We start from the raw sequence: 22291 nt of genomic DNA, 5'->3' as shown, positions 1-22291 counted from the left end.
ATTATTCTTTATCCTTGTTTTTTAATGATTTTGGATTTTTACCTATTTTCTTTTCTTCTGACTTTACCCTACGCTCTAGTTTTTTTATGTCTTCTTCTGGTGGTAATTCTTCTGGTTTTATACCTCTTTTTAAAAGAATATCTCTAACCCCTCTATTATTTATTATATGTTCTGTAGATATCTGTCTTTCTGTTGAAAGTCCTTTTTCTTTAGTATTAAATACAGTTATTTCTGTAGCAAAGTCTTTTGCTTTTATGGTGATTGTAGGTAAAAAATCTGCAAGCGCTCTTCCTTTAGGCACACCTAATTTTGCCTTCATTTGTTGAGTGGTTTTCCCAAAAAGTGCTCTATCACCTTTGCTTCTAATTAAACCAAAATTTTTATCGTTACCTGTTTGTTCATAAATTAACTCTGAAAGTTCTTTTTCTGAAAGTGTTAATTTTTGCCTTGCTTGTAAACGCTCCCAGTCTTTTATGCGTTTTTCAATTTCTTCAAACTTACGTGTCTGAATAGCAAAATAGTTTTGAGCAAATGCAATTTGCTCTTTTCTAGGGTCGCCATTTTGAGCTACAAGATAACAAGCATATCTTGTAAGCATTATATCGTCTATCTCTCTTTCGCTACCTGAACCAAGTTTTACCATTTTCCCGACGTCAGCAAAATGGTCTAAAATATCGTTACCTGAAGCTTCACAAGAAATTTTAGCTTTTACAATTACTTTTTTAAAATTATCCCATTTTGTGTAACCTAATAAATGTTGTATATCTCTTGCAAACCAAAACTCAATACCATTTTCTGTTGTTTGAGAATGGTCTTCAAACGTATTAGATAGGGATTGTATAATTTCTTTCTTCATAGCTATTATTTTTTATAAAATGAATAGTTTAACGCTTTATCTTCATCACTAATATTGAAACTTGCATCTTCAATCTCGCTAAAGTTTACATACAATTGGTTTTTATCTAATATCTCTATTAAATACTGTTGCATAGTCTCTAACGAAGCTGTTTTAAAAGCCTCTAAACGCTTATTGAACATATCTTTATCGAATTGATAAGAAATAAACGCTTTGTCTTGCATTTCTTCCCAAACCTTTAAAATATCTTCTTTAGTTTTAGCTTCTTGTATTTTACCTATAAAATATTGATTGTACTGCATAAGTTCCGCATACACAAACGAACCACCACCTTGCCAATTAACATCTTTAGAAATACCACCTTGTTCTCCTTCAATTACTTTTTGTAGTCTTTTAGTAGTAACTGTATTTATATAACTCATTTGCTCTATACCAATGTATTTTCTTTTCATTTTATGAGCTGTTGAAGCTGTAGTACCACTACCTAAATGATAATCTAAAACAATATCATTTTCTTTAGTTGTAATTTCAATAATACGTGTTAGCAGAGTTTCTGGTTTAGGAAAATTAAAAACCTTACCATTAAATAATTCTCTCAAATGAACAGTGCCTTTTTCAGAATTAACATCTTTATCCCACCATACAGAACGTGCAAGCCTTGAGTTATCACGATATTTTTCAACTATCATAAATCGACCATCTTCTTGCATAGCTTTACCAACCACATTAATATTTAAATTTTCAACAGCTTTAGGCTTACCCCAACGCCAAACTGTTTGGATACCTTGAGATTTAGCTGGCATAACTTCAATAAAGCCTTCCTTTGGTTCAATAGACAACTCTAAAAAATTATTGTCAAGTTTAGATTTAGGGTTAACGTAAAATGGATAACATAAATTTGGTCTATTACCATCGTGAAAAGCTGTATTTCTATTTCTCAACTCTCTTGTTTCAAAACTACCTATTTCATCTTTAAATGGAAATTTCTTATCCTTATCAACTGTTTTATACATTTCATAACTTGAAGACCTACCATAGATATGAATAAATTCGTGCATATTAGCAATACCACCATAATCCCTACCTCTTGGATTATTTACAACAGTGATAGTATCAACAAAATTATTTTCCAAGAATATTTCATCCATTAAAACTTTTAAATATGCTTGTTCATTATTATCACAATGGACAAAAATAACTCCATCATTACGTAATAATTCTTTAGCTATAACCAAACGGTTTTTCATAAAAGTTAGCCAAGTAGAGTGGTTAAATGAATCATTATAACCAAAACTATCAGAACCTGTATTATAGGGTGGGTCTATATAAATTAATTTTATTTTACCTCTATGTGTTTTTAGCAATGAAGAAAGGACTAGTAAGTTGTTTCCTTTTAAGATAAGGTTTTCATCTCCTGTAAACTCTGTTACTTTATACTCACCATCTTTATCGTATTTTTTGAAATTGGTAAATGCTTTAGCATCTAATAATCTATCAACATTATCTGGCGCAAGAGTTTCGTTCCAAAAAATCTCATTTCTTTTTTGATCTTCTTTGGTTTGCCCTCCTTCTAATACACAATCTTTATGAGGCCATACTAATACAACATCGTTTTTGGCTTTTATGAAATTATCTGTAGTATCATCATTAATAGCTAAACCTATTTTGTTTTTAAATGCTGTGTAACTATCAGGTAAAAAAGACTTATTATTTACAAACCTTTGAAACTTAATTTTATCGAATACTAATACATTTTCCACTTCTTGGAAAAAGTGTTTTTTAAATGTATCGTTTTTAATTAATAGACTTATAAGAAATGGCTCTACTTTTAAAGCTGCTTCTATAATCTTGTTTTTATTTAATTGATTGTCTACTACTAAATTGTCTTCGTTTTTAAGTAGCTCTATTAAGTCTTGTTGTAAGTTTTGCATTATATATGATGATGTTAACTCTCTATTATTTTAAAATGTTAAAAATATAAATCTTTTAAAGATAAACCGCAAGGGAAATGAGGAAAGTGAGGGAAATAATACTAAACCTCCGCAGTTCACTCGTTTTCCTCACTTACTTCTTTTGAAGGGTTGTAGTAATTGCCCTGTGACTCTCTTAATAAGAAGTTGGTTTTGCAAAGATTTGTAATGTAACGCTCTGCTGTTTTTTGCGTAATATCTAATTTAGATGCATAGCTAATATAATCTTGTGTAGAAAAACGTAATGGTAAACTATCAATAAATTGTTCTTTTTTGTTCTTGTAGTTTATAGCAGTTTTATCAACCGGTAAACTAGAATACACTTTACTACTGTGTTTTATTAAGGCTTTTACGATAGTTAATGTAGATTGAAAATCTTCATCAGAACAGTACAAAGGATTTGAAACATCGCCTGTTTCCAATATTCTTAAAACAGTTAAAATCATACTAATTCTAAACGCAATAATACCCATTCTTTTAATTGAAGAATTATATTCTAAAGGATTTACATTTAGATAGTATAAATTAATTTTTGAAAAAAATTGATTAAATAATTCTTGCTGTTCTTCTGTATATGAAAACTGAATTTCAGTATTGGTGATTAGCTGTCTGTATAACTCATAAAATTCATTACCTAATTGATCATAATACTCATTTAACCCTTTTTTAGTATTAATTGCAAAAACGTTTTTCCAAGTCGTACTTGTTGGCATTTGATAAAACATAAAGCGACTAAACAAACCATTTTCAGCATTTGGCATTAACGCCAAAACTTGTTTTGGTGTACCTGTTAAAGCACAAGACAAACAAGGCTCTTCAATCTCTACATATTCTCTATCTGTTCTACGAAAATATTTTATGGTTTCGTGATGAAAGGCATTTCTAAAACCATCGGAATAATCGCCATAATCTGTTTTAAAGTTTTTAGCTAATGTATCTGCTTCTGTTTCAAAAATTAGTCCTCTACCTTTACTATCATACAATAATTGAAACATACCTGTTGAACTGTTATTTGCAGGAATAAACAACATTCTAATAGGTGGTTTTTGAGGTTTCTTTAAGTTTTCATCTTTTGCCTTATTCTTGTTGTATTGTGCTAATTCTGCATCATATTCCGATTCCATTAGTTTAGCTTCCTCACGCATTGTTTTGTGAATTTTATAAACCAATCTTTTACAAAATTTTAACTTACCTTTTCCCGAAGCTGCTGCCGCTGTTACAAACAAGTACAAATTAGAATATACTTTATCACCATCATAGATACCGTATATTTTAGGCAAACAAGCACTGATAGCTGTTATAGCACCTAATATCATTATATCCTTTTCCTGGTCTGTTTTTGTATGCTTAATTACTTGTTGAAGGAATTGCGGAAGTTGAGGAATTAAGGAAGTTGAGAATGTTGGACTATCTGAATAATCTTCTGAATTGGTTTCTTCTTTTCGTATTAATATTTCTTCTTCAATAGCTTCTTTGTATGGCTTTATATTATTTTGATGTGCCATATAGTAAAACGTAGAAATACTTATACCTGTGCCTTTTGCTTTTAGACAGTTGGTGTATTGTTTATCGCATTCTTGATAGTTGTAGTTTATATAAAATCTGCTTATTCTGTGATAGTAATCTCTTCCAGCTTCTCCATATTCTTCTGAAATTGCAAAACCTAAATTTCGCCAAGTTTCATAATTACCTGTAATATCTGTTGCTGTTTTCTCTATTTCGGATATATAGGCTTCTATGTCATTACTTATTGAATTATTGTTTTTTATGGGAATTGGTTTTTCTTGTTCTAGTTTTATATTGACTTCAAAAACATCTGCATTTGGATTGATAAAACAATCTTCATCATAAGACATAAAACATAATCGACAAATATCACTTCCAGAGGTATCTATGTCTTTATTTAAGGCTTGTTCATAATAGGCTACAACTTGTTTGTAGGCTTCTTTGTGATGCTCTTTAGTAGAGCTAACTTTTACAATAATTTTTAAGCCTTTACCTCTAGGACTAATAAATGATGCATAAGTGTAAGGTGCTAAACGTGTGACTTGTTTAATCTCTTTCAATTGTAATTCTGAAAGTTTATCAATATCCAAAATTAGATATTGACTGTAAGTATCAATTTTGTCTATACTTCTGCCATTACTAAAAGTACCTGATACTGTAAACGCTTGTAATTGCTTTTTTAAATGGTCTGCTTCCTTTACTTTATCATCAGACATTAGGTTTCTTATATCTCTTATTTTAGCTTTATAAGTACCTATTTTAATATCGTTTAGGATTTTTTCTAAAGGCTTATCCTCAACCTTATAAATGAAGTCGTTAAAGACTGATACGGCTACTTGCATAACTTTAAGATTTAAGGATTAGTACTTATTTCTTTTTGTTGTGAATGCTTTACGATAGTTATTGTCTAATAACTTTTGCACATCACTCATACGATAATAGATTTTAGAACCTATTTGTGAAAATGAAATAACGCCTTCGTCACGCCAAGTTTGCGCTGTTCTTTTGCTAATATTCATTAGCTGAAGAAATTCTTGATTGTCTAAAAAAGTGTCTTGAGGTTTCTTTTGTTTTTCCTCTAACTGTTTGTTTAAATCTTCTAAACGATTAACTAAATCTTTGTACTGTTGGGTGCTTAAAATAATTGCTTCCATTTGAATAAAATTTTATGATTATGGAAACAAATTTTGGCAGAAATAGAGTCTAAAAACACTTTACCAGTAAGGGTTTAGAGTAAGGTGTAGAGTGTAGAGTGTCAGTAAAAACAGTTAAACTATAAGAGATTAACTTGTAGTTTTTGAATAAAAAATTTTAATACTGCGCTTTAAGTGTAGAGTGTTATTTTAGTGTATTTAATGCTGAATCGATGTTTTTTGAAGTAGTAGGAACTTTTTGAGTTCTCAATTTTGTGCGGTTATATTGCTCTCCGTTTTCTTGAATAAAACAGTTTATAGTTACTGCCCATTGTTGTTGCTTTAAATCTTTAACAAGTTTTAATTCATTATGCAATTGCTTAATAAAATATGAAAGTTCGCTAATCTTACCAGACCAAACAATAGGCTTTTCAATTGCTTCACCGCTAAATACTTTTCTAAAATCCTTTAAGTCGGTTGAATTATCAATAAGTTTTTTACGTTTTAAAGCATTCATTAGGTCGGTTAATTGTGTTTGCCCAGTAAGATTGTTTATATAAGTAAATGAATTGTATTTTGATTTTGATACCGATTTTGGTTTCTCAATTATTTCTTTTTTACTGCTTCCAATTAAGCCATTTTTAAAGTCTTGTAATGTGTTTTCTGTAGCTTCTTTGTATTTATTAAAGTGTGATTTATAGTGTTTCCATACGTGCATTGCGTATTTTGACATATAGGATTCTTCTTTGTATTCCATATAATTCGGAAACCAATAAGTTTCGTAATACAACCTCTTAAATGCTTCTGTTCTTTTTTCTGGTGTATGGGTTTTAAATTGATTTACTGATAACGTAAGGTATTTATTAACTTCAAAGTCGTTTAATGGCTTGATTCTTTCATATAAGGATTTTAAAAACTCATTGTATAAGTCGCCAGAAATAAAGTTATCAAAATACATAGGATCAAAAGTGTATTTTTCCCATTCATCATCAAGTTTACGTTTGTATTCTACTGCTTCTATTGCTAAACGTTTTTCTAATTCTTCAACAATAAAAACATCTGTAGGCTCGTCGTTTTGGTAGTTGGCGTAATTCATTTGAATTGTTTGAGGCTCAATTTTAACTATCGGTTTTTCAAAATGCTTTTTCAAAGATTCACATATTGATTTAAAATGATTTAAATTTTCAAAGCCTTTTATTTCGTGCTGAAAAAAGCCATCGTGATACTCAATCATTAAATTATTTAAGTAGATAACTTTAGTCTTTTTTGGGTCTGCTACTTTAGAAAATCCACCTACATTGAAAATAGTTAACTTATTGTCTATCTCTTTAATGAAATGTTGGACTTTAAGTTTATCCTCATCACTTAAATACAAGTATTCCAAATTATGGTCAAATTGATTAATAGCATCTTTTATGTCCTCGTCTTTTACTTCAAACATAAAATCCAAAGATTTCATTTTAAAAGCTGAATAAATTTCATTTAACAGTAGATCTCTTGAGCTGTCTGTTGAATTTGTTTCTATGTATTGAACAATTTCAAAAAATGACATTTCATTTTTTAAAATAGAATCTATCAGTTCTTTAACTTTCATACTTTAATTGATGTATTTATCTACTGCATTATCCAACTCACTACTAATAATTTTGGCATACACTTGAGTAATGCCAATATCTGAATGGTCCATAAGTTTAGAAACGTGTTCTATACGCATTCCATTGTTTAATGCCCTTGTAGCAAATGTATGTCGGCTAATATGAAAGGATAAATTAAAAGGTAGTTCTAATTCTTCTCCCATTCTGCTCAAATACATATTACTCAATGAAATTGCTCTATTGGTTATTAAACTTCTGTGTTCTCTATCTTTAAAATATAACTCGTCAACTTTTGCAAATGGAAAAATTATATCGTTTTGCTTTTGGTCTTGGGTTCTGTACTTCTCTAAAATATCAACCGCTTTTTGACCTATCCTAATACTGTGTTGTCTTTTCGTTTTTCTTATCGTCTTTGTAATTCTGTGATTTTTGCTATCGTAATGCTTCCATTGTAATTCGATAACATCACCAAAACGTAACCCTCCAGAAAAAACAGAAAAGATAAACATATCTTTGATAACCTGTGCTTTGTGTTCTTGTGGTACTTCTAAATTCATAAAAGCTTCAAACTGTTCTTCGTTTAAATAACGCTTTGTAGTCTTGTTTTTCTTTACTTTAAACTTGGTAAAGGGTACAAGCTCATTGGATATTAAATCTTCTTTCTTGGCTTCTCTAAACATTAAATTTAGGATTCTAAACGCATAATTTATAGTCGTGTTATTGTTGCCTAATTTAGAACTGCAATGTGATGCATAATCTTTTAAGGTTGTAGCTGTAATATCATCAAACATTATTTCACGATGCCCTATAAACCTTTCAAATTTTTCTATGTTATTTTTATAGCTTCTGTAAGTAGATAGCGTAACAGTATCTTTTAGCTTTTCGCATCTATCATAAGCAAACTCAAAAAAGTTAATTAAGGGTTTACCCTTAATGGCTTCTTTTATTCTTCTTGCTGATGTAGATTGATTTCTTCTTTCAAGGTCAGCAATCTCGCCTTCTGCATCTGCTATCTTTCTTGATATGTATGCGTTTAACCTTGTTGAAGTTTTGTGATTCTTCTTTACTTTTTGCTTATCTTCATCCCATTCATTTGGCTGTAATTTTACGCTTAATGAAATGAATTTTGTTTTTCTGTTTTTGATTACTCGTAAATAAAGAGGTGCAAGTCCAGCTTTATTTATCTTGTTTTTTCTTAATACTACTTTAATTGAAGACATAAAACCCTGATTAATAGGCAGTGCAAATGAGTGCAACGCAATACGAAGGTACAACATTAGGTACAACAAACCTAACTTTTAGTAGCATTTTATTGCATTAATTTGCATTGATTAAAAACACAAAAACCTTGTAAATAAAGGGTTTAAAAGCAATTTAGTAAAAATGAGTGATAATACTATATAACAATGTATAACCGCAATTTCGGCGGATGCGAGTACGCCCGAATCCACGCGGAATTGATAGCGTCAGTTTTAAACTGAAAATAAACGCTAATTTAACACAGTAACTTAAAGCCCTAGTACCAACCTCATGAAATCACCAACCCCAAAACAAATTATTAGAATGCTACTGTTTGTGGGAACAGCTATCTCATTGTATTTTGTGCCGTGGCCAATAGTTACAGCTTGGATAACACCTTTACCAAATACTATACAGGAACAAGTAAACAACGCTAAAGATTATGGGTATGATGGTATTGTAGTATATGTAGATAAGGGTCAAGATAAGGAACCAGAATTTTACACTTCAGGATATAAGAATAGAGCATTAAAAACACCAGCAGATCCAAAAGCCTTATTTAAAATAGCAAGTGTAAGTAAACTTTATGTAGCACTTTCCATAGCCAAATTAGAGCGTAGCGGTAAACTTTCAATACATAAAACGCTATCCCATTACCTGCCAGAATTAGATGGAAGTATAGATAATGCTAAAGACATAACCCTAAAAATGATGGTTACCCACAGAAGCGGCATTCCCAACTATACAGATGTGCCTAATTTTTGGGCAAATCCACCAAGTAGTGAACAGAAGATCCTCGAGCTTGTCTTAAATAAGCCAGCCAATTTTGAGCCAGATCAGGATTATGAGTATAGTAATACCAATTACTTGTTGCTTGGTCGTGTAATGGATCGTGTTTTAGGATATAGCCATTTACAATATATACAACAAGAAATTTTAAATCCGTTGCATTTAAACAATACGTACACTTCTTTAAATGATGTGAATATCGAAGACGTTATGAGTGGCTATTATGTAGGTTATGAGGAAGATCTTAAGACAGATTATATTGGGTCTATGCTTGCTACTGCACAAGATTTAGGCAAGTTTATAAGAGCGTTAAACGATGGCTCTGCATTTTCTGATGCTAAGGAACAAGAGATATACACATCCCTTTATAAATTTAATCATACTGGCCTTATACCAGGATACCAAACCATAGCAGAATACCACCAAGATATTAATACGGTTGTTATTCAGTTTACTAACACCGTAAATTTTAATGGCTACAATTGGAACTTATCTGAGATTATGTATAGTCGAATTTTAAAAATTCTGAAGTCAAAATATTAAAACCTATATGTTGTTTTAAAACCCTTAGCACCTTATGAAAGCTATAACAATTGTAAATAGAGCATTAACACCTAAGGAAAGCAATCAAGTAAATTTAGGGTTTGATACTCTAATGCGAGAAGAACATGTAGCGTTAGAGGAAACAGAACCCATACATTTTGTAGCAATACAGGAAGATAATCTTATTGGCTGTGCTATAGGATTAGCACATAAAAATGGCGACGTATTTTCAGGTTGGTTTCACTTAACAGATTTGTTTGTAGAGAAAGAATTTCGAAATTTAGGCATAGGCGCATCACTCTTAAAAGAACTTGAAGCACACTGCAAAGCAATTGGTGTTACTAAAATTTGGTTATGGACATCTGGAGCAGCTTCGGTTAGATTTTATAACAGGCACGAGTATTCACAATTTGCAGAATTAGAACAGTGGTATTCTGATGGTAGCAGCCGTATTGGACTACGAAAAACAATTTAAAATATTTCAGAATAAAAACGGAAGTCAATTTCTATCTAAAACAATAGATTAGATATATTTGAAAGACCATTTATATATCGCATACTATTAATTACTACCTATGAAAAAAGCCATCTTACTTATACTTGCTTGTGTAGCATTATCATCTTGTGCACTTAAACCAATACCATCTCAGTTTAACTTTGTGAAAACAAACCTAGAAGAGGTTTCATTAGACAGTCTAGGAAACGGAACCATTATGGTATATAATGGTGCAAATTTCTTACATAAGATAGACAATACTGCACGACTTAATATTTGGATAGATGAAAAGCCTTTAGGTCAAATTCGCCCTAGTGAATATGTAATTATAAACTTAAAAGATGGCAAACGTCTCTTTAAGGCAGTACATATAGATATGGTAAAAATGAGCAGTCTTCATGATGTTGTTATAGATGCAGAGACAAAGGTGATTGAAATTAAACCTACCGTGACATCAAACAAATTAACGGTTACCAATGCATTTCCTGAAAAGTTTGAAAAATTTAAATATGCAGAAAAGCGATAAGTTTGCTTTTCTGTAGCCATCGTTTTTAAACACCTTATCTTTAGCCTTAAACTAACCTATTCATGCATTCGTTTTTTATAAAGGTCATAATTAAAGCTACGCGCACATTTAAAGATGAAGATCACGGCGATTATTATTCAGATTATGAAATTGCCAAACGCTACCGAGAATTTATAAGACTAAGCAAACGCTTTTTTAAAAACTTCATTTTAATTGTTGCTGGTATTTTTTCAGCATCATTTGGCTTTAAAGGATTTTTACTTACTAATGATTTTATAGATGGTGGNGCCACTGGTATCTCACTACTATTNGCTGCACTAACAGTCGTGCCACTTTACGCACTTATTATTTTAGTAAACCTGCCTTTTGTAATCTTAGGCTATAAGATTATGGGAAAAAGCTTTGCCATAAAAACAGCCTTTGCCATTGCAGGATTAGCAATATGTGTGGCGGTAGTACCATTTCCTAATGTCACTAATGANGATTTGCTTGTAGCTGTCTTTGGTGGTTTTTTCTTAGGTGCAGGAATNGGTCTTGCNATACGTGGTGGCGCGGTGATAGATGGNACCGAAGTTTTAGCCATTTACTTAAGCAGAAAGTTTGCAGTAACCATTGGTGATGTTATAATCATAATTAACGTTTTAATTTTCTCTGTAGCTGCTTATTTTCTTTCTATTGAAATTGCNTTGTACTCTATGATCACCTACATTGCTGCTTCTAAAACCTTAGACTTTATTATTGAAGGNATAGAAGANTATATAGGTGTTACCATTATTGCCTCNCAAAGCGACCGCATAAAAAAAATGATTATTGAAAAACTGGGTAGAGGTGTTACNATNTACAAGGGTAAAGGTGGTTTTATACAAGATGGTTTAAGTAANGATCACGATATTATTTATACGGTAATNACAAGGTTGGAGCTTAATAATCTAAATTCTGAAATAGANNGAATTGAGCCAAGTGCTTTTATNGTAATGAATAGTATTAAGGATATTAAAGGTGGTATGATTAAAAAACGACCGTTAAAACATTAGCCGTAATCTATCTTAAGTCAAATACTATGGAGCATCAATTTATAGCAGACCAAGAACTATCTCAAAAAGATTTTACTGTTGAANCATTTGCTGTGGGAGATTACGAGTCTTGCACGTTTAAGAATTGCAATTTTGCNAATGTTAACCTTTCTCAGGTTAAGTTTATTGATTGTGAATTTGAAGCCTGTAACTTAAGCTCTGCTAATATTTATGAAACCGGATTTCAAGATGTAGCATTCTTTGAATGTAAGATGTTAGGATTACAATTTGATAAAGCNGATACGTTTGGGTTTTCAATAACCGTAAAAGATTGCCAATTAAATCACGCTTCATTTTACAAGGTAAATTTAAATTCAAGTTCTTTTGAAGGCTGTAATTTTCAGCAAGCAGACTTCTCTGAAGCTTCTTTAAAAGGANTAACCNTTACANNTTGTAATTTTCAATTAGCAGTGTTTGATGGNACCAANTTAGAACACGCCAATTTTAAAGGCGCCACAAACTACACTATAAACCCAGAAAAGAACCGAATTACTAAGGCAAAATTTAATTATCCAGAAGTTTTAGGATTGTTAGAAGCGTACCAAATAACAGTTGAAGATTAATACAATGACACCAAGAATTGAAACTTTAAAACCTACAGTGTTAGTTGGTATGCACAATACAATGAGTATTGCAGCAAACACCACACAACAGCTTTGGCAAAGGTTTATGCCGAAACATAAANCCATATTAAATAGGAGTGATGCTATTTTATATTCGGTTGAGGTNTATCCTTCAGTAGACTATTTTAAGAGTTATAATCCAGAAGCAGAATTTCAAAAATGGGCNGCAGTTGCAGTCCACNCATCTCATAGTATCCCTGAAACTATGGATATGCTAATGGTGCAAGGAGATTATGCNGTTTTCACCTATACAGGATTAGCTAGCGACGTTTATAAAGCCTACCAATTTATATATTCAAAATGGCTTCCTGCTTCAAAATATAAACTATCTAATAGACCACATTTTGCGAAGATGGATAGTACCTACAACCCAAATGATCCTAGCTCTCAAGAAGAATTATGGATACCCATTCAGTTAAAAGAGTAAAAAAACAAAACACCGCTAAACTAGTGTTTAACGGTGTACTACTAACCAATCACTCAAATGGCTTATGAACCACGAGTACGTTAATTATTTTTTAAGGTCTTCCAATTCTCATCTGCTTTGCTCTGTAATTGTTCTGGACCTTCTTCGTCCCATTTCTTTTTAGTGTCGGCAAAAATATTGTCATAAAACAAGTATAGTTTACCATCTCTAATTTCATAAGATTCTGGGTTTATGCTAATTTTCTTGTTTTGTGCACCTACTGCATAAGCACAATACCCGTTATATTGCGGCTCGTACTTCTCAGGATTAGCTTTAAACTTGTCCAAATTATTTTGGTTTACAAATTTATATTTGGCGCCATTATATGTTGTNGAGTAACGATCAAAGCCTTCTGTAGCATTGTCGTTAAAATATTCTGTAACATCATAACCATCTGCCATATAGCCATTGCCATTTACATTTGGTCCAATATTCTGCGATGCACACGCCACAAGTAATAATGTGGTAAATGCTAATAATGCAATCTTTTTCATAATAGTATAGTTAGGTTATTAGTGCGTTTAGTCCACTACTAACCATCTACCTAACATTTAAAGTGCTTATTAACAGTAAGTTTAACAAAACTTAAAGAAAGTTGGTGGTTTCTGGATAGGGTATAAGAGCACTAATTAGTAGGGANATACTATCTTTTAAGATTAAGGTGATNGCAATGAGTATGGCAACTACCAAGATACTAGTGCCAATATTGTTCTGCTGTATATCTTTAAATTCATTAATTCCCTTTGTTAATGTTGANAAGAGTACAAACACAGAGAAATTAATNATTACTGCAAATACAAACCCAATAATAAGATATAAGCCAGAATAGAGAAGTATATCTGTTATGGTTATACTTTGATTGGTNCTCATAGAAAGCCTTATAACATTGGTGATGCTTGGTATAATTTCACTCAAGATAATACCAACAGATAAGATGATNCCACTNGTAAACACAATAAATGCCATNTTGTTTTGCTTTAAATCTGTACCCNTAAAAAACAAACGTTTTAATATAGAGTAAGAGGCATAAATTATAATTACAGAAATAATAACTGCAATAACAATTTCTAAAATAGCAAGACCAAGAAGATGTGAGTTCATAAGTTAGTTGTTAGTAAGTACAATGTACCATTTATTAAGATCTTTAAAATTTTGAGGCAGTGTNCCCATTGTAAAGTTTTGAGAAGTGGTTTCCCACACATAGTATTTTTTACCACGATAGGTTTTATACTGTCCGCTGGTTGGTAAATTTATACCTAGTATAGAGTGCATATAATAGTCGCTATTCAGGATGGCTATATCATACCCAAAGTGAGAAAGTATTGTGTAAATTAAGACAGTACGAGTATCACAATCTCCNTTTAAGTTAGCCAGATAGGAAACAGGGTTTTGTAACCCAAATCTTTTGTTTCCAATGCAACACGATGGGCATTCTCGTAACAACTCAGCAAAATCTTCCTCATAAAATTCTGGAGCTAAACAGGCGCCTTCAAGTACTAGAGCATATGGCATATCTTGNACCATAGTNACAACCATATCTGCAAATTGCTTGGCATTTAANTTTTCTGAGGTCTTTAAACTTTCAAATGCATTATAAACCAAATCTAAACTTGAGTCGTCATTGGTTGAAACCAAAGCATATAAATCTCCCCAAAATGTTGCTTGACCTGTATATTTAAAATTGTCAGTTTGGTTTTTAAGTCTATGGTAATCTTGTTCTCTTACCATAAATTCACTAGAGTAGGAGGCGCCATAATAATCACGCCAAGTACGATTATGTGTAAAAACCTTAACAGAATCTGTTCCTGTTTTTAAGAATCGGGTGTCAATAGTATTCTCAACAGTGTCTATAATGTTACGATCTTTGCTAGTACTATTATATAGGTAAAAAAGACCTGCAGATATAATTCCGAGGATTATAAAACCNGNCGTTTTTCCTGTTTTAAATGTTGAGGTAGATGCTGTCTTCCTAAACAACAAAGGTGTAACTCTATTGGCAATAAAAAGCGTTCCTATAAAAATAAGAAGTATGTTGTATTTAATGTTAGCATAAATAATAGCTGTAAATACTGCAGCAACAATTACACTAATGCAAAATGATAAACAGCCATAGCCTAGGTTGTTATTTTGCTCTGCCATTATAACACCATTAAGTTACAACCACGAACATCACTATGATCAAAACGCCCTAAGATTTCNAAATCTGTTTCNGATATCTGTTTGCCTAAATCTTGAGTTGCTATAAACGAACAAGAGTTTAAATTGGCAAGATCTATAACATTTATACCTCCAGTTTTNNCTTTANTTAAATATGTNAAGGCATCTTCTGGATCTCGAATTAAAATTTTCATNTGCTTAGGACAGTTAAAAACACCTTGGCCGTTTGAGTATGCCTGGCTTAATAACTCTGTCATTCCATATTCACTATGAATGTTGTTAACTCCAAATCCTTTACTTAAAATTTCGTGNAGTTCTTCACGAATCATTTCTTTTCGGCGTCCTTTCATTCCTCCAGTTTCCATAACAATAGTGTTTTCAAGTTGAAATGAATAAGCNTCAACCAAATCTAATAACGCAAAAGAAACACCTATTAATAATGTTTTTTGTCCGCTANCATCAAGCGCTTTTAGTGTTTGCGCAAGGTCTTCCAAATTATGAAGATAAAANCCGCTTTTAGGATGTTTAGAATCTGCTATTAAATTATTTGCCATATAGATTAAAGANGAACCATCGCGTTCAAGATAGGACGGCAGCAATGCTAAAATTGCATAGTCTTCTGGGTTTCCGTAAAATTCTTGGAATGCTATATTAAAGCTGTCTTCATAGATAGTTAAATCTGTAATGAAATGCTTACTTGTTTGAGAACCTGTTGTGCCACTACTTGTAAANGTTTTTACAATAGGCTCTTTAGACGATAGGATGTCGTGAGACTTAAAAAATTCAATAGGAATAAAAGGAATATCACGTAGGCTGTTTACGTTGCTAGGATGCTTATCTAGAAGTTTGCAGAATTTTTGATANACTGCATTAGCTTCGTACTGAAACTTAAACACACGTAAGGCAAGTGTGTTAAACTCTAATTCTGAAGTTATTTTAAAGATGTCTTCTCTTAGCATTATACAAAGATAGCTAACCTAAAGATGTCATTTTAATTAAATTTTGAAACATAAAAAAAGAGCCTTCAGTTATTGAAGGCTCTTTATATATTATAAACTCAGCTAAATTATCTTACGATAAGCTTTTGAGTAGATACTGCTCCATCTTGAGTTACTTTCACTAAGTAAATTCCAGATTGTAAAGCAGACACATTTAATGTGTTGTTTGTAAGCTTTTGAGACACTACTTTCTTACCAAGGATGCTGTAAATTGCTACAGTCGCATCAGAAGAGTTAGTAGTGTTTATTGTTACAGAACCATTTGCAGTTGGGTTAGGGAACAATACAAACGTTTGCTTGTTAAAGTTCTCTGTTGCTAATACAAAATCATTTGGAGCGCCAGGCGTTCCCATATCTGTACCATCTCCATATGTTGAAGTTGCAGTACCCCAATTAGAACCTAGATCATTGTCTGTGCTATTTAACGCATCGATAGCAAGCTCCATACTTGCACCATCTGGATCTGGGAATTCTGCACCACCATCGTAAAATACTTGGTCTATTACAGTACCAGNACATGATAAAATAATTTCATCATCTCCATTTGCTAAAGCCATACCATCATACTCGTAAGCAACGTTAGTAATACCNCCATTAAGAGCAGCATCTCCTTCGTTAGCAAAAACAGCATAAGAGTTAGGAGCAATTATTACAGAAGTTTCAACAGTAAAAGAATCTGATCCAGCATCTGAAATAATCCAACCCATCATATCAATAGGTGTAGCAGTTGTATTNTAAACTTCAAAATATTCCTTATTTGTATCTGTTCCATNAGGATTCTGAAGGATTTCAGTAATAATTATAGCACCTTCACCAGGACAAGCTGCTGTAGCTACACAAGTAGGAGCACTTATAAATCTTGTAAGATCGCAACCGCTATCTGCAGTGTCACCTAAAATGTTTACAGTAAAGTCTGTACCTTCATCTACAAGTGTAATTGTTATAGTACCTTCTGNAACAGCAGATGGATCGTCNCCACCAACAACTCCTACACCACCAGTATTAATTGTGTACGTAGATGTTCCGCCGTTTGTAAAAGGAATGCTTGTAGTATATGTATCTGTTCCTGCAGTTTGTGTATCACAATCTGTAGTCGCATCTCCCAAGAATAAATCACAAGGAAAAGCAACACTAAATGAAATTGCATTTGAGTCTAAAGTAGCATTACCACTATCTTTTAATTCAACAGTAACATTGTAAGTTTCTCCGTTTGAAGTAGGAATAGCAAATGGGCTTGCTGCATCTTCAGTAGTTACGCCATCTACAATTACATTTACAGTACTTCCTGCAGGAGCATTAGCTGTTGTAAACTCTAGGTCTACACTTGTAGTGCCATCTGCAAATACTTGACCATCTGTTGGTGCAGTAATAGTAACCGTTGGTGTTACTGTAAAATTGTCTANTAATCNTAANTNATCTATNGNNATATCTTCATCGCCNGCATNTAANTTTNNNAAAGTAACTCTAAGATCTGCNACAGTNCCNGTANCACCTAANTCAACNTTAAATGTTTGAAAAGCACTTGATAAAGGNGTGCTATCTGCAACACCATCAAAATCTGTATCTAAACCNGGNTCTGTATTNNTANNNCCTNNAGAAGCAAATTGTAAGAATTTTAGTGTAACCACCNCCATCTANTTGAACTTCTACNNANACNAANGNATCTGNATCCCAGTCTTGGTTAGNTGAACCATCATCATCTTCAGCTGCAANCATTACAAANGAAAGNTTTGATAANCCNGAAATATCTATACCAGTAAAATCTAATGATTGTATTGGGGCTGCACCTTCACCATCTATATCGTGAGCTGCAAAGAAAAAAGAACCATCTGCTCCAGATACCTCATAAGATGAGTTAATGTCTGAACCATCTGTTCTAAGGAAAAAATCATTAAAACCATCAGTAAATTCTGGTGTAGTGGTAGTATAACGTGTACCATTACCATCTGTCTCGAAGCTCTCTTCTAGAGCAACTGTTTGAGCAAGCATAAGCGTGCTTGCAAATAAAAAGGTAAGTAAAAAAGTAATTTTTTTCATCATAGATAAATTTTATTATTCGTACGAAAATACGAATTAGATTCCAAACGTTTTGTTAATATGATTAATATCAATACTATTTAATGTTATTNTAACATAGTAGTAATAGNTAAAAAAAAAGCCTCTCACATGGAGAGGCTAATTTATATTAAATGGTTCTAGCTTAGTTTCTTACCCAACCAGCGCTCCAAGTATCGTAATCTGTACCTGTACCATTGTCTATACCAGAAAAGAAATCATCTTCTGTAAATTCTGCTCCAGTATCGTTCTTTAATCTTAAAGTAACATCTGTAAATAAAATATCTGTTACACCTGTTTCGTTAGCTGTTACACCAGAACCAGTTATGTTTTCTCCATCTTCATCATCTAAATCAAAAGCTTCAGCAAAACCTGAAAGTTCTACATTTGTGAATAAAGCTCTTGTTCCTGCACGTAAACGAATTGCTTCATTTTCGTTAGACGATCCACGTCCTACNATTGTAATGTTAGTGATNTTTGGAGCTGAGAAAAATCCAGAGTCTGAATTATTTCCTATATCTGTATTAAAGCCATCTCCTTCAATACCTTTGTCATGATCTACACCATGTCTTACGTATACGTTAGTTAAAGAACCAGTATAACCTTCAGTCCAGTCTACAGAGTCGTCTTGTGCGCCAACTACAGATATGAAGCTTGCATTTACAGTACCACCGAAAAACTCAACACCATCATCTTTACCTTCAAAAGCTTGAATGTATTCAATAGTTGTACCNGAGCCTACACCATAAAAAGAAAAGCCATTGTTTTCTGAAGAAGCATCTGCACTACCACCAGAATACTCAACACGTACGTAACGTAAAGTACCTGAGTTGTCATTTTCTATACTACCACCATATGGTAAGTTTCCAATTTCTGAAGTAGATGTTGCGTCTCCACCAGCTACAGAGTTAATAGGTGCTCTACCTAAAATGATAAGTCCACCCCAATCTCCTGCATTAGGAGTTGCAACATTTGATGTTAATACAATTGGGTTAGAAGCAGATCCTGAAGCGTTAATTGTAGCACCTTGTTGTACAGCAATATATACATCTGATCCTGCATTTGCTTTAACTACTACACCTTCATTAATAGTTAATGTTCTTCCTGTTGGAACAATAAGAGCAGAAGATAATGTGTANGTTTCATTAGCCGTNAGAGTTAAATCTTCAGATAATGTACCTCCAATTACGTTGTCTTGGTTTCCGTTGCCACCATCTCCACCNTTGGTGATGTTTATTTGAGAAGTGTCGTCATCTGAGCAAGATGCAAAAAACATTGCAACTGCTGTAAGNCCTGTTAATAAAAGATTTTTTTTCATTGTTTTTAAATTTTAAGATTGATTGGTTTAGAGTTGATTTTAAAAGTTATATTTAAGTTGCAGGCCGACATTAATTCCTCTTTTGTAATTAGAGATAGTAATATCGCCTCCATTATTTTCACGTACTCTTTCGATGGTTGGATCTAAAAGATTTTTTGCGCTGGCATTAATTTCTAAGTGATCTCCTATTTGGTTTTTCCAGACAAAGTCTAAAGTAGTTACACTTTTTTCTGTGATATTTCCTAGTTGTCCAGATCCTAATGCATCAATTCGGTCTGAGAAATAAGAAACAATAAGGTTAGCTACTGGCTTATATGTACCAAATGTTGGGCTATAGCTAACATCTGCATTTATTAGTAATGGAGATGCTCCTTGTAATTCATCTGAGTCTCTATCAAAAGTTGTAGAAATAAATCCTTGAGAACTCTTTAAATCTTGTTTTGTGTGCATTACTGTAACATTAGCACCTGTAGAGAATATGCTGTTTTCATCTTCATCTACCATAAGGTTTTTACGAATCTCTATTTCTGCACCTAATACCTCTGCTTTGTCTCCTGTTCTTGCAAATCGTTGTGTACCTGTTGCATCATTAGCAACAACTAAGTTTACAGGGTCGTTTATTTGCTTTGCAAATGCTCCTAAAGAAAACAACTCAGATCTTCCAAAAAACCATTCGTATTTAAGGTCTAAGTTAAGGATGCTTGAAAATGCAGGATCTGTTAATAAATCTGGGTTACCACCAATACGTTGTGTTACATCTTCATATACGAAAGGTGCTACTTCCTTAAATTCTGGAGTAGATACAGTTCTACTTGCAGAGAATCTTAAGTTTTGATCTTCAGTTAACGCATATTTAATATTTAAACTAGGTAGTATAAATAACTCGTCTGCTTCTCTAAAGCCTGGATCTGTAGCAATAATATTAATTACATCGTAATCTATACGTTGGTCAAAATACTCAAGCCTTAATCCAGGTACAAATGTCCATTTTTCTCCAGATTTAATTTCTGCATCTACATAAGCAGATTGTACGTTAAGTTCTCCTTCGTAAATGTTTTCTGGTAAACCTGGATTGTTTCTATTTGTAATACCTTGAGAAGGATCTATTGCGTTAAAAACAAATATGTCATAAAGTTCACCTATATTTTCTGGAGAAAATACAGCGTCTAAGTTGTTTATGTCTGGAACTTCTGTGCTGGTACCGTTAATAAAGTCGTAACCGTATCTTACATTTTCAAACTCACGAGTTTTAGATCTACCATTGTAACCAAAGTTAAACGTAAGCTCTTCTGAGTGCTTGTAATTTAGGTTTACACGTGCATTAAGCTCATTATCTGTAATTTCTTGAAAATAACGTTGATTGTCAAAGGCTATGTTACTGTAAAAGAAAGGGTTTGTGTTTGGATCATTATCTAATGCTAAATCATAACGCTCTACACTAATACGTTTACGGTCTGGTTGTCTTGCTAGTACATTATTAAAACCAATACCATACTCTACTTCTAATTTATCATTAAGTCTGCTCTTACCAGTTAATTGATTTACGAAAACCATATCCTGATCAAACTGTACGTTCATCTGGTAAAAGCCTTTGTCTGTATTTAATATGGCATCTCTGTTGGTACCATTTCCACCAATACCAAAATAACCAACTTCATCTGTAGCATCATTAATAAACAATGAGTTAAAGGTTAACCTGTGATTGTTGTTTATCTTGTATCCAATATTTGCCATAGCAGTTGTGTTTGTGCTATATTCAAACTCTTCACTGTCTGGGAAACGTTTTTTCTCTACAGTTGTAAAGTCTACTTGTGTACCTCTTCTGTATTCAAAATCATTACTAAAGGATACTGTACCAAAAACGCTTAATCTAGACTCTTCTCCGATATTCCAAGAATTTCCTGTTGTAATAGCGCCTGTAAAAGCAACTGGTCCAGAAGCAGATTCTGGATCTACACCGTGAGAAACAACTACTGCAAAAGGGTTGTTGTCATATCTGTTATAATATCCAAAAAAGCTTGTGCCTTCACTTTTTACAAAGTTTTTATCAACTGCTCTAGTATTTATTGAGCTACCAGTTTCAGCAGTTATAAAGAATTTTCCTGTGTATTCTTTAGAAACGATATCAACATTACCAGCTGCAAAATCTCCATAAAAATTTGCTGCGTGAGTTTTACTAACACCAATATTCTGAATAACATCAGAAGAGAATAAACCTAAATCTATATTCTTCTTTTCAATATCATTAGATGGTACTGTAAGGCCATTGTATGTAGTGTTTAAATAGCGATCTCCTAAACCACGTACATAAACATTGCCACCACCTTGTTGTTTAGAAATACCAGAAATTTTAGATACAGCAGCTGCAGCATCACTTACACCTTTTCTTGAAAGTTCATCTGCGCCAATACTCTGTTTAATAGTTACAGCTTTCTTTTGATCTAATAATAAAGCGACCTCACTTTCCTTTCTAGCAGTGGTTTTAATAATAACCTCATCGAGTGCAGCAGCAGAAGCGCCTAAGGCAGTGGTGATATTTGTTACCTTTCCTGCTTCAATAACAACATTAGGAACTTCTAATGTTTCATATCCAACAAAGCTAAACTCGATAGTATAGGTTCCTACTGCAATGTTGTCTAGCAAATAGTTACCATCAAAATCTGTAGTGGTTCCTTTACTTGTACCTTTAATAATAACATTTGCAAAGGGCAATGGTTCATTGTTGTTATCCTTGTCTGAAAGGCTACCTGCAACCGAACCTACGTCTTGTGCTACTACGATTGTAGAAAAGACAAATATTAAGATCTGAAAAACTCTAATCATTACTTTTATAATTTTGTGCAAAGAAACTATCAAGATTAAAGATTCAGGTTAAGCAGAAGTTAACTCTATTAGCTATGTATGTTAGCATAATGTTATTTTAACACGCAATAACTTAACATAGCCGT

The 22291-nt window shown here is 32.7% G+C and carries 18 protein-coding genes; 6 read left to right on the top strand and 12 right to left on the bottom strand.

All coding sequences use genetic code 11. From position 1 onward, the window contains the following. Position 1: 1 nt before the first annotated feature. The 6 genes from dinD to CL818_RS07520 all read right to left on the bottom strand — a co-directional run bounded on the left by dinD (position 2) and on the right by CL818_RS07520 (position 8280). Entirely contained in the window at positions 2–856 is an 855-nt protein-coding gene (gene dinD / locus CL818_RS07545) for a DNA damage-inducible protein D (RefSeq protein ID WP_272973046.1), read from the bottom strand. Between the two features lie 5 nt (positions 857–861). Next, positions 862–2787 (bottom strand): DNA methyltransferase, encoded by a 1926-nt coding sequence (locus CL818_RS07540; RefSeq protein ID WP_272973047.1) that lies wholly within the window; start codon positions 2785–2787, stop codon positions 862–864. Positions 2788–2903: 116 nt separating this feature from the next. After that, positions 2904–5174, bottom strand: a complete 2271-nt coding sequence (locus tag CL818_RS07535; protein ID WP_272973048.1) for a DUF3987 domain-containing protein — start codon at positions 5172–5174, stop codon at positions 2904–2906. 18 nt (positions 5175–5192) lie between these two features. After that, entirely contained in the window at positions 5193–5486 is a 294-nt protein-coding gene (locus tag CL818_RS07530) for a helix-turn-helix domain-containing protein (RefSeq protein WP_286972557.1), read from the bottom strand. 184 nt (positions 5487–5670) lie between these two features. Further along, entirely contained in the window at positions 5671–7059 is a 1389-nt protein-coding gene (locus CL818_RS07525; RefSeq protein ID WP_272973050.1) for a hypothetical protein, read from the bottom strand. Between the two features lie 3 nt (positions 7060–7062). Continuing rightward, positions 7063–8280, bottom strand: coding sequence for a site-specific integrase (locus CL818_RS07520; protein WP_272973051.1), 1218 nt, complete (start codon positions 8278–8280; stop codon positions 7063–7065). Between the two features lie 310 nt (positions 8281–8590). Between CL818_RS07520 and CL818_RS07515 the strand changes: the two genes are divergently transcribed. The 6 genes from CL818_RS07515 to CL818_RS07490 all read left to right on the top strand — a co-directional run bounded on the left by CL818_RS07515 (position 8591) and on the right by CL818_RS07490 (position 12776). Next, on the top strand, positions 8591–9631 hold the full coding sequence (locus CL818_RS07515) for a serine hydrolase domain-containing protein (RefSeq protein ID WP_272973052.1): 1041 nt from the start codon (positions 8591–8593) through the stop codon (positions 9629–9631). A 34-nt stretch (positions 9632–9665) separates the two neighbouring features. Beyond that, the gene (locus tag CL818_RS07510) at positions 9666–10106 is read left to right on the top strand and encodes a GNAT family N-acetyltransferase (protein ID WP_272973053.1); all 441 of its coding nucleotides are present in this window, start codon (positions 9666–9668) and stop codon (positions 10104–10106) included. Between the two features lie 100 nt (positions 10107–10206). Continuing rightward, a complete protein-coding gene (locus CL818_RS07505; protein ID WP_272973054.1) occupies positions 10207–10653 on the top strand; it encodes a hypothetical protein in 447 nt (148 codons plus the stop codon). Positions 10654–10715: 62 nt separating this feature from the next. After that, on the top strand, positions 10716–11687 hold the full coding sequence (locus CL818_RS07500; RefSeq protein WP_286972553.1) for a YitT family protein: 972 nt from the start codon (positions 10716–10718) through the stop codon (positions 11685–11687). 26 nt (positions 11688–11713) lie between these two features. Then, the gene (locus CL818_RS07495; protein ID WP_286972551.1) at positions 11714–12289 is read left to right on the top strand and encodes a pentapeptide repeat-containing protein; all 576 of its coding nucleotides are present in this window, start codon (positions 11714–11716) and stop codon (positions 12287–12289) included. 4 nt (positions 12290–12293) lie between these two features. Next, a complete protein-coding gene (locus tag CL818_RS07490; protein ID WP_286972549.1) occupies positions 12294–12776 on the top strand; it encodes a GyrI-like domain-containing protein in 483 nt (160 codons plus the stop codon). An 80-nt stretch (positions 12777–12856) separates the two neighbouring features. Here the strand turns inward: CL818_RS07490 and CL818_RS07485 are convergent, their stop codons facing one another. The 6 genes from CL818_RS07485 to CL818_RS07465 all read right to left on the bottom strand — a co-directional run bounded on the left by CL818_RS07485 (position 12857) and on the right by CL818_RS07465 (position 22166). After that, a complete protein-coding gene (locus CL818_RS07485) occupies positions 12857–13216 on the bottom strand; it encodes a YHS domain-containing (seleno)protein (protein ID WP_502692232.1) in 360 nt (119 codons plus the stop codon). Between the two features lie 184 nt (positions 13217–13400). Continuing rightward, complete coding sequence (locus CL818_RS13580) at positions 13401–13916, bottom strand: DUF350 domain-containing protein (protein WP_502692226.1); 516 nt, start codon at positions 13914–13916, stop codon at positions 13401–13403. Between the two features lie 1037 nt (positions 13917–14953). After that, the gene (locus tag CL818_RS07480) at positions 14954–15934 is read right to left on the bottom strand and encodes a LuxE/PaaK family acyltransferase (protein WP_286972679.1); all 981 of its coding nucleotides are present in this window, start codon (positions 15932–15934) and stop codon (positions 14954–14956) included. 104 nt (positions 15935–16038) lie between these two features. Further along, positions 16039–17604, bottom strand: coding sequence for a lamin tail domain-containing protein (locus CL818_RS07475; protein ID WP_502692225.1), 1566 nt, complete (start codon positions 17602–17604; stop codon positions 16039–16041). 566 nt (positions 17605–18170) lie between these two features. After that, a complete protein-coding gene (locus CL818_RS07470; RefSeq protein WP_502692231.1) occupies positions 18171–19301 on the bottom strand; it encodes a beta-helix domain-containing protein in 1131 nt (376 codons plus the stop codon). 81 nt (positions 19302–19382) lie between these two features. Further along, positions 19383–22166, bottom strand: coding sequence for a TonB-dependent receptor (locus CL818_RS07465; RefSeq protein WP_272973060.1), 2784 nt, complete (start codon positions 22164–22166; stop codon positions 19383–19385). Positions 22167–22291 lie beyond the last annotated feature (125 nt).

It is taken from the genome of Croceibacter sp., from assembly GCF_002716225.1.
Classification (GTDB): Bacteria; Bacteroidota; Bacteroidia; order Flavobacteriales; family Flavobacteriaceae; genus Croceibacter; species Croceibacter atlanticus.
The sequence above is the reverse complement of the archived record's forward strand: the minus strand, read 5'-3'. Positions and strand labels throughout refer to the sequence as shown.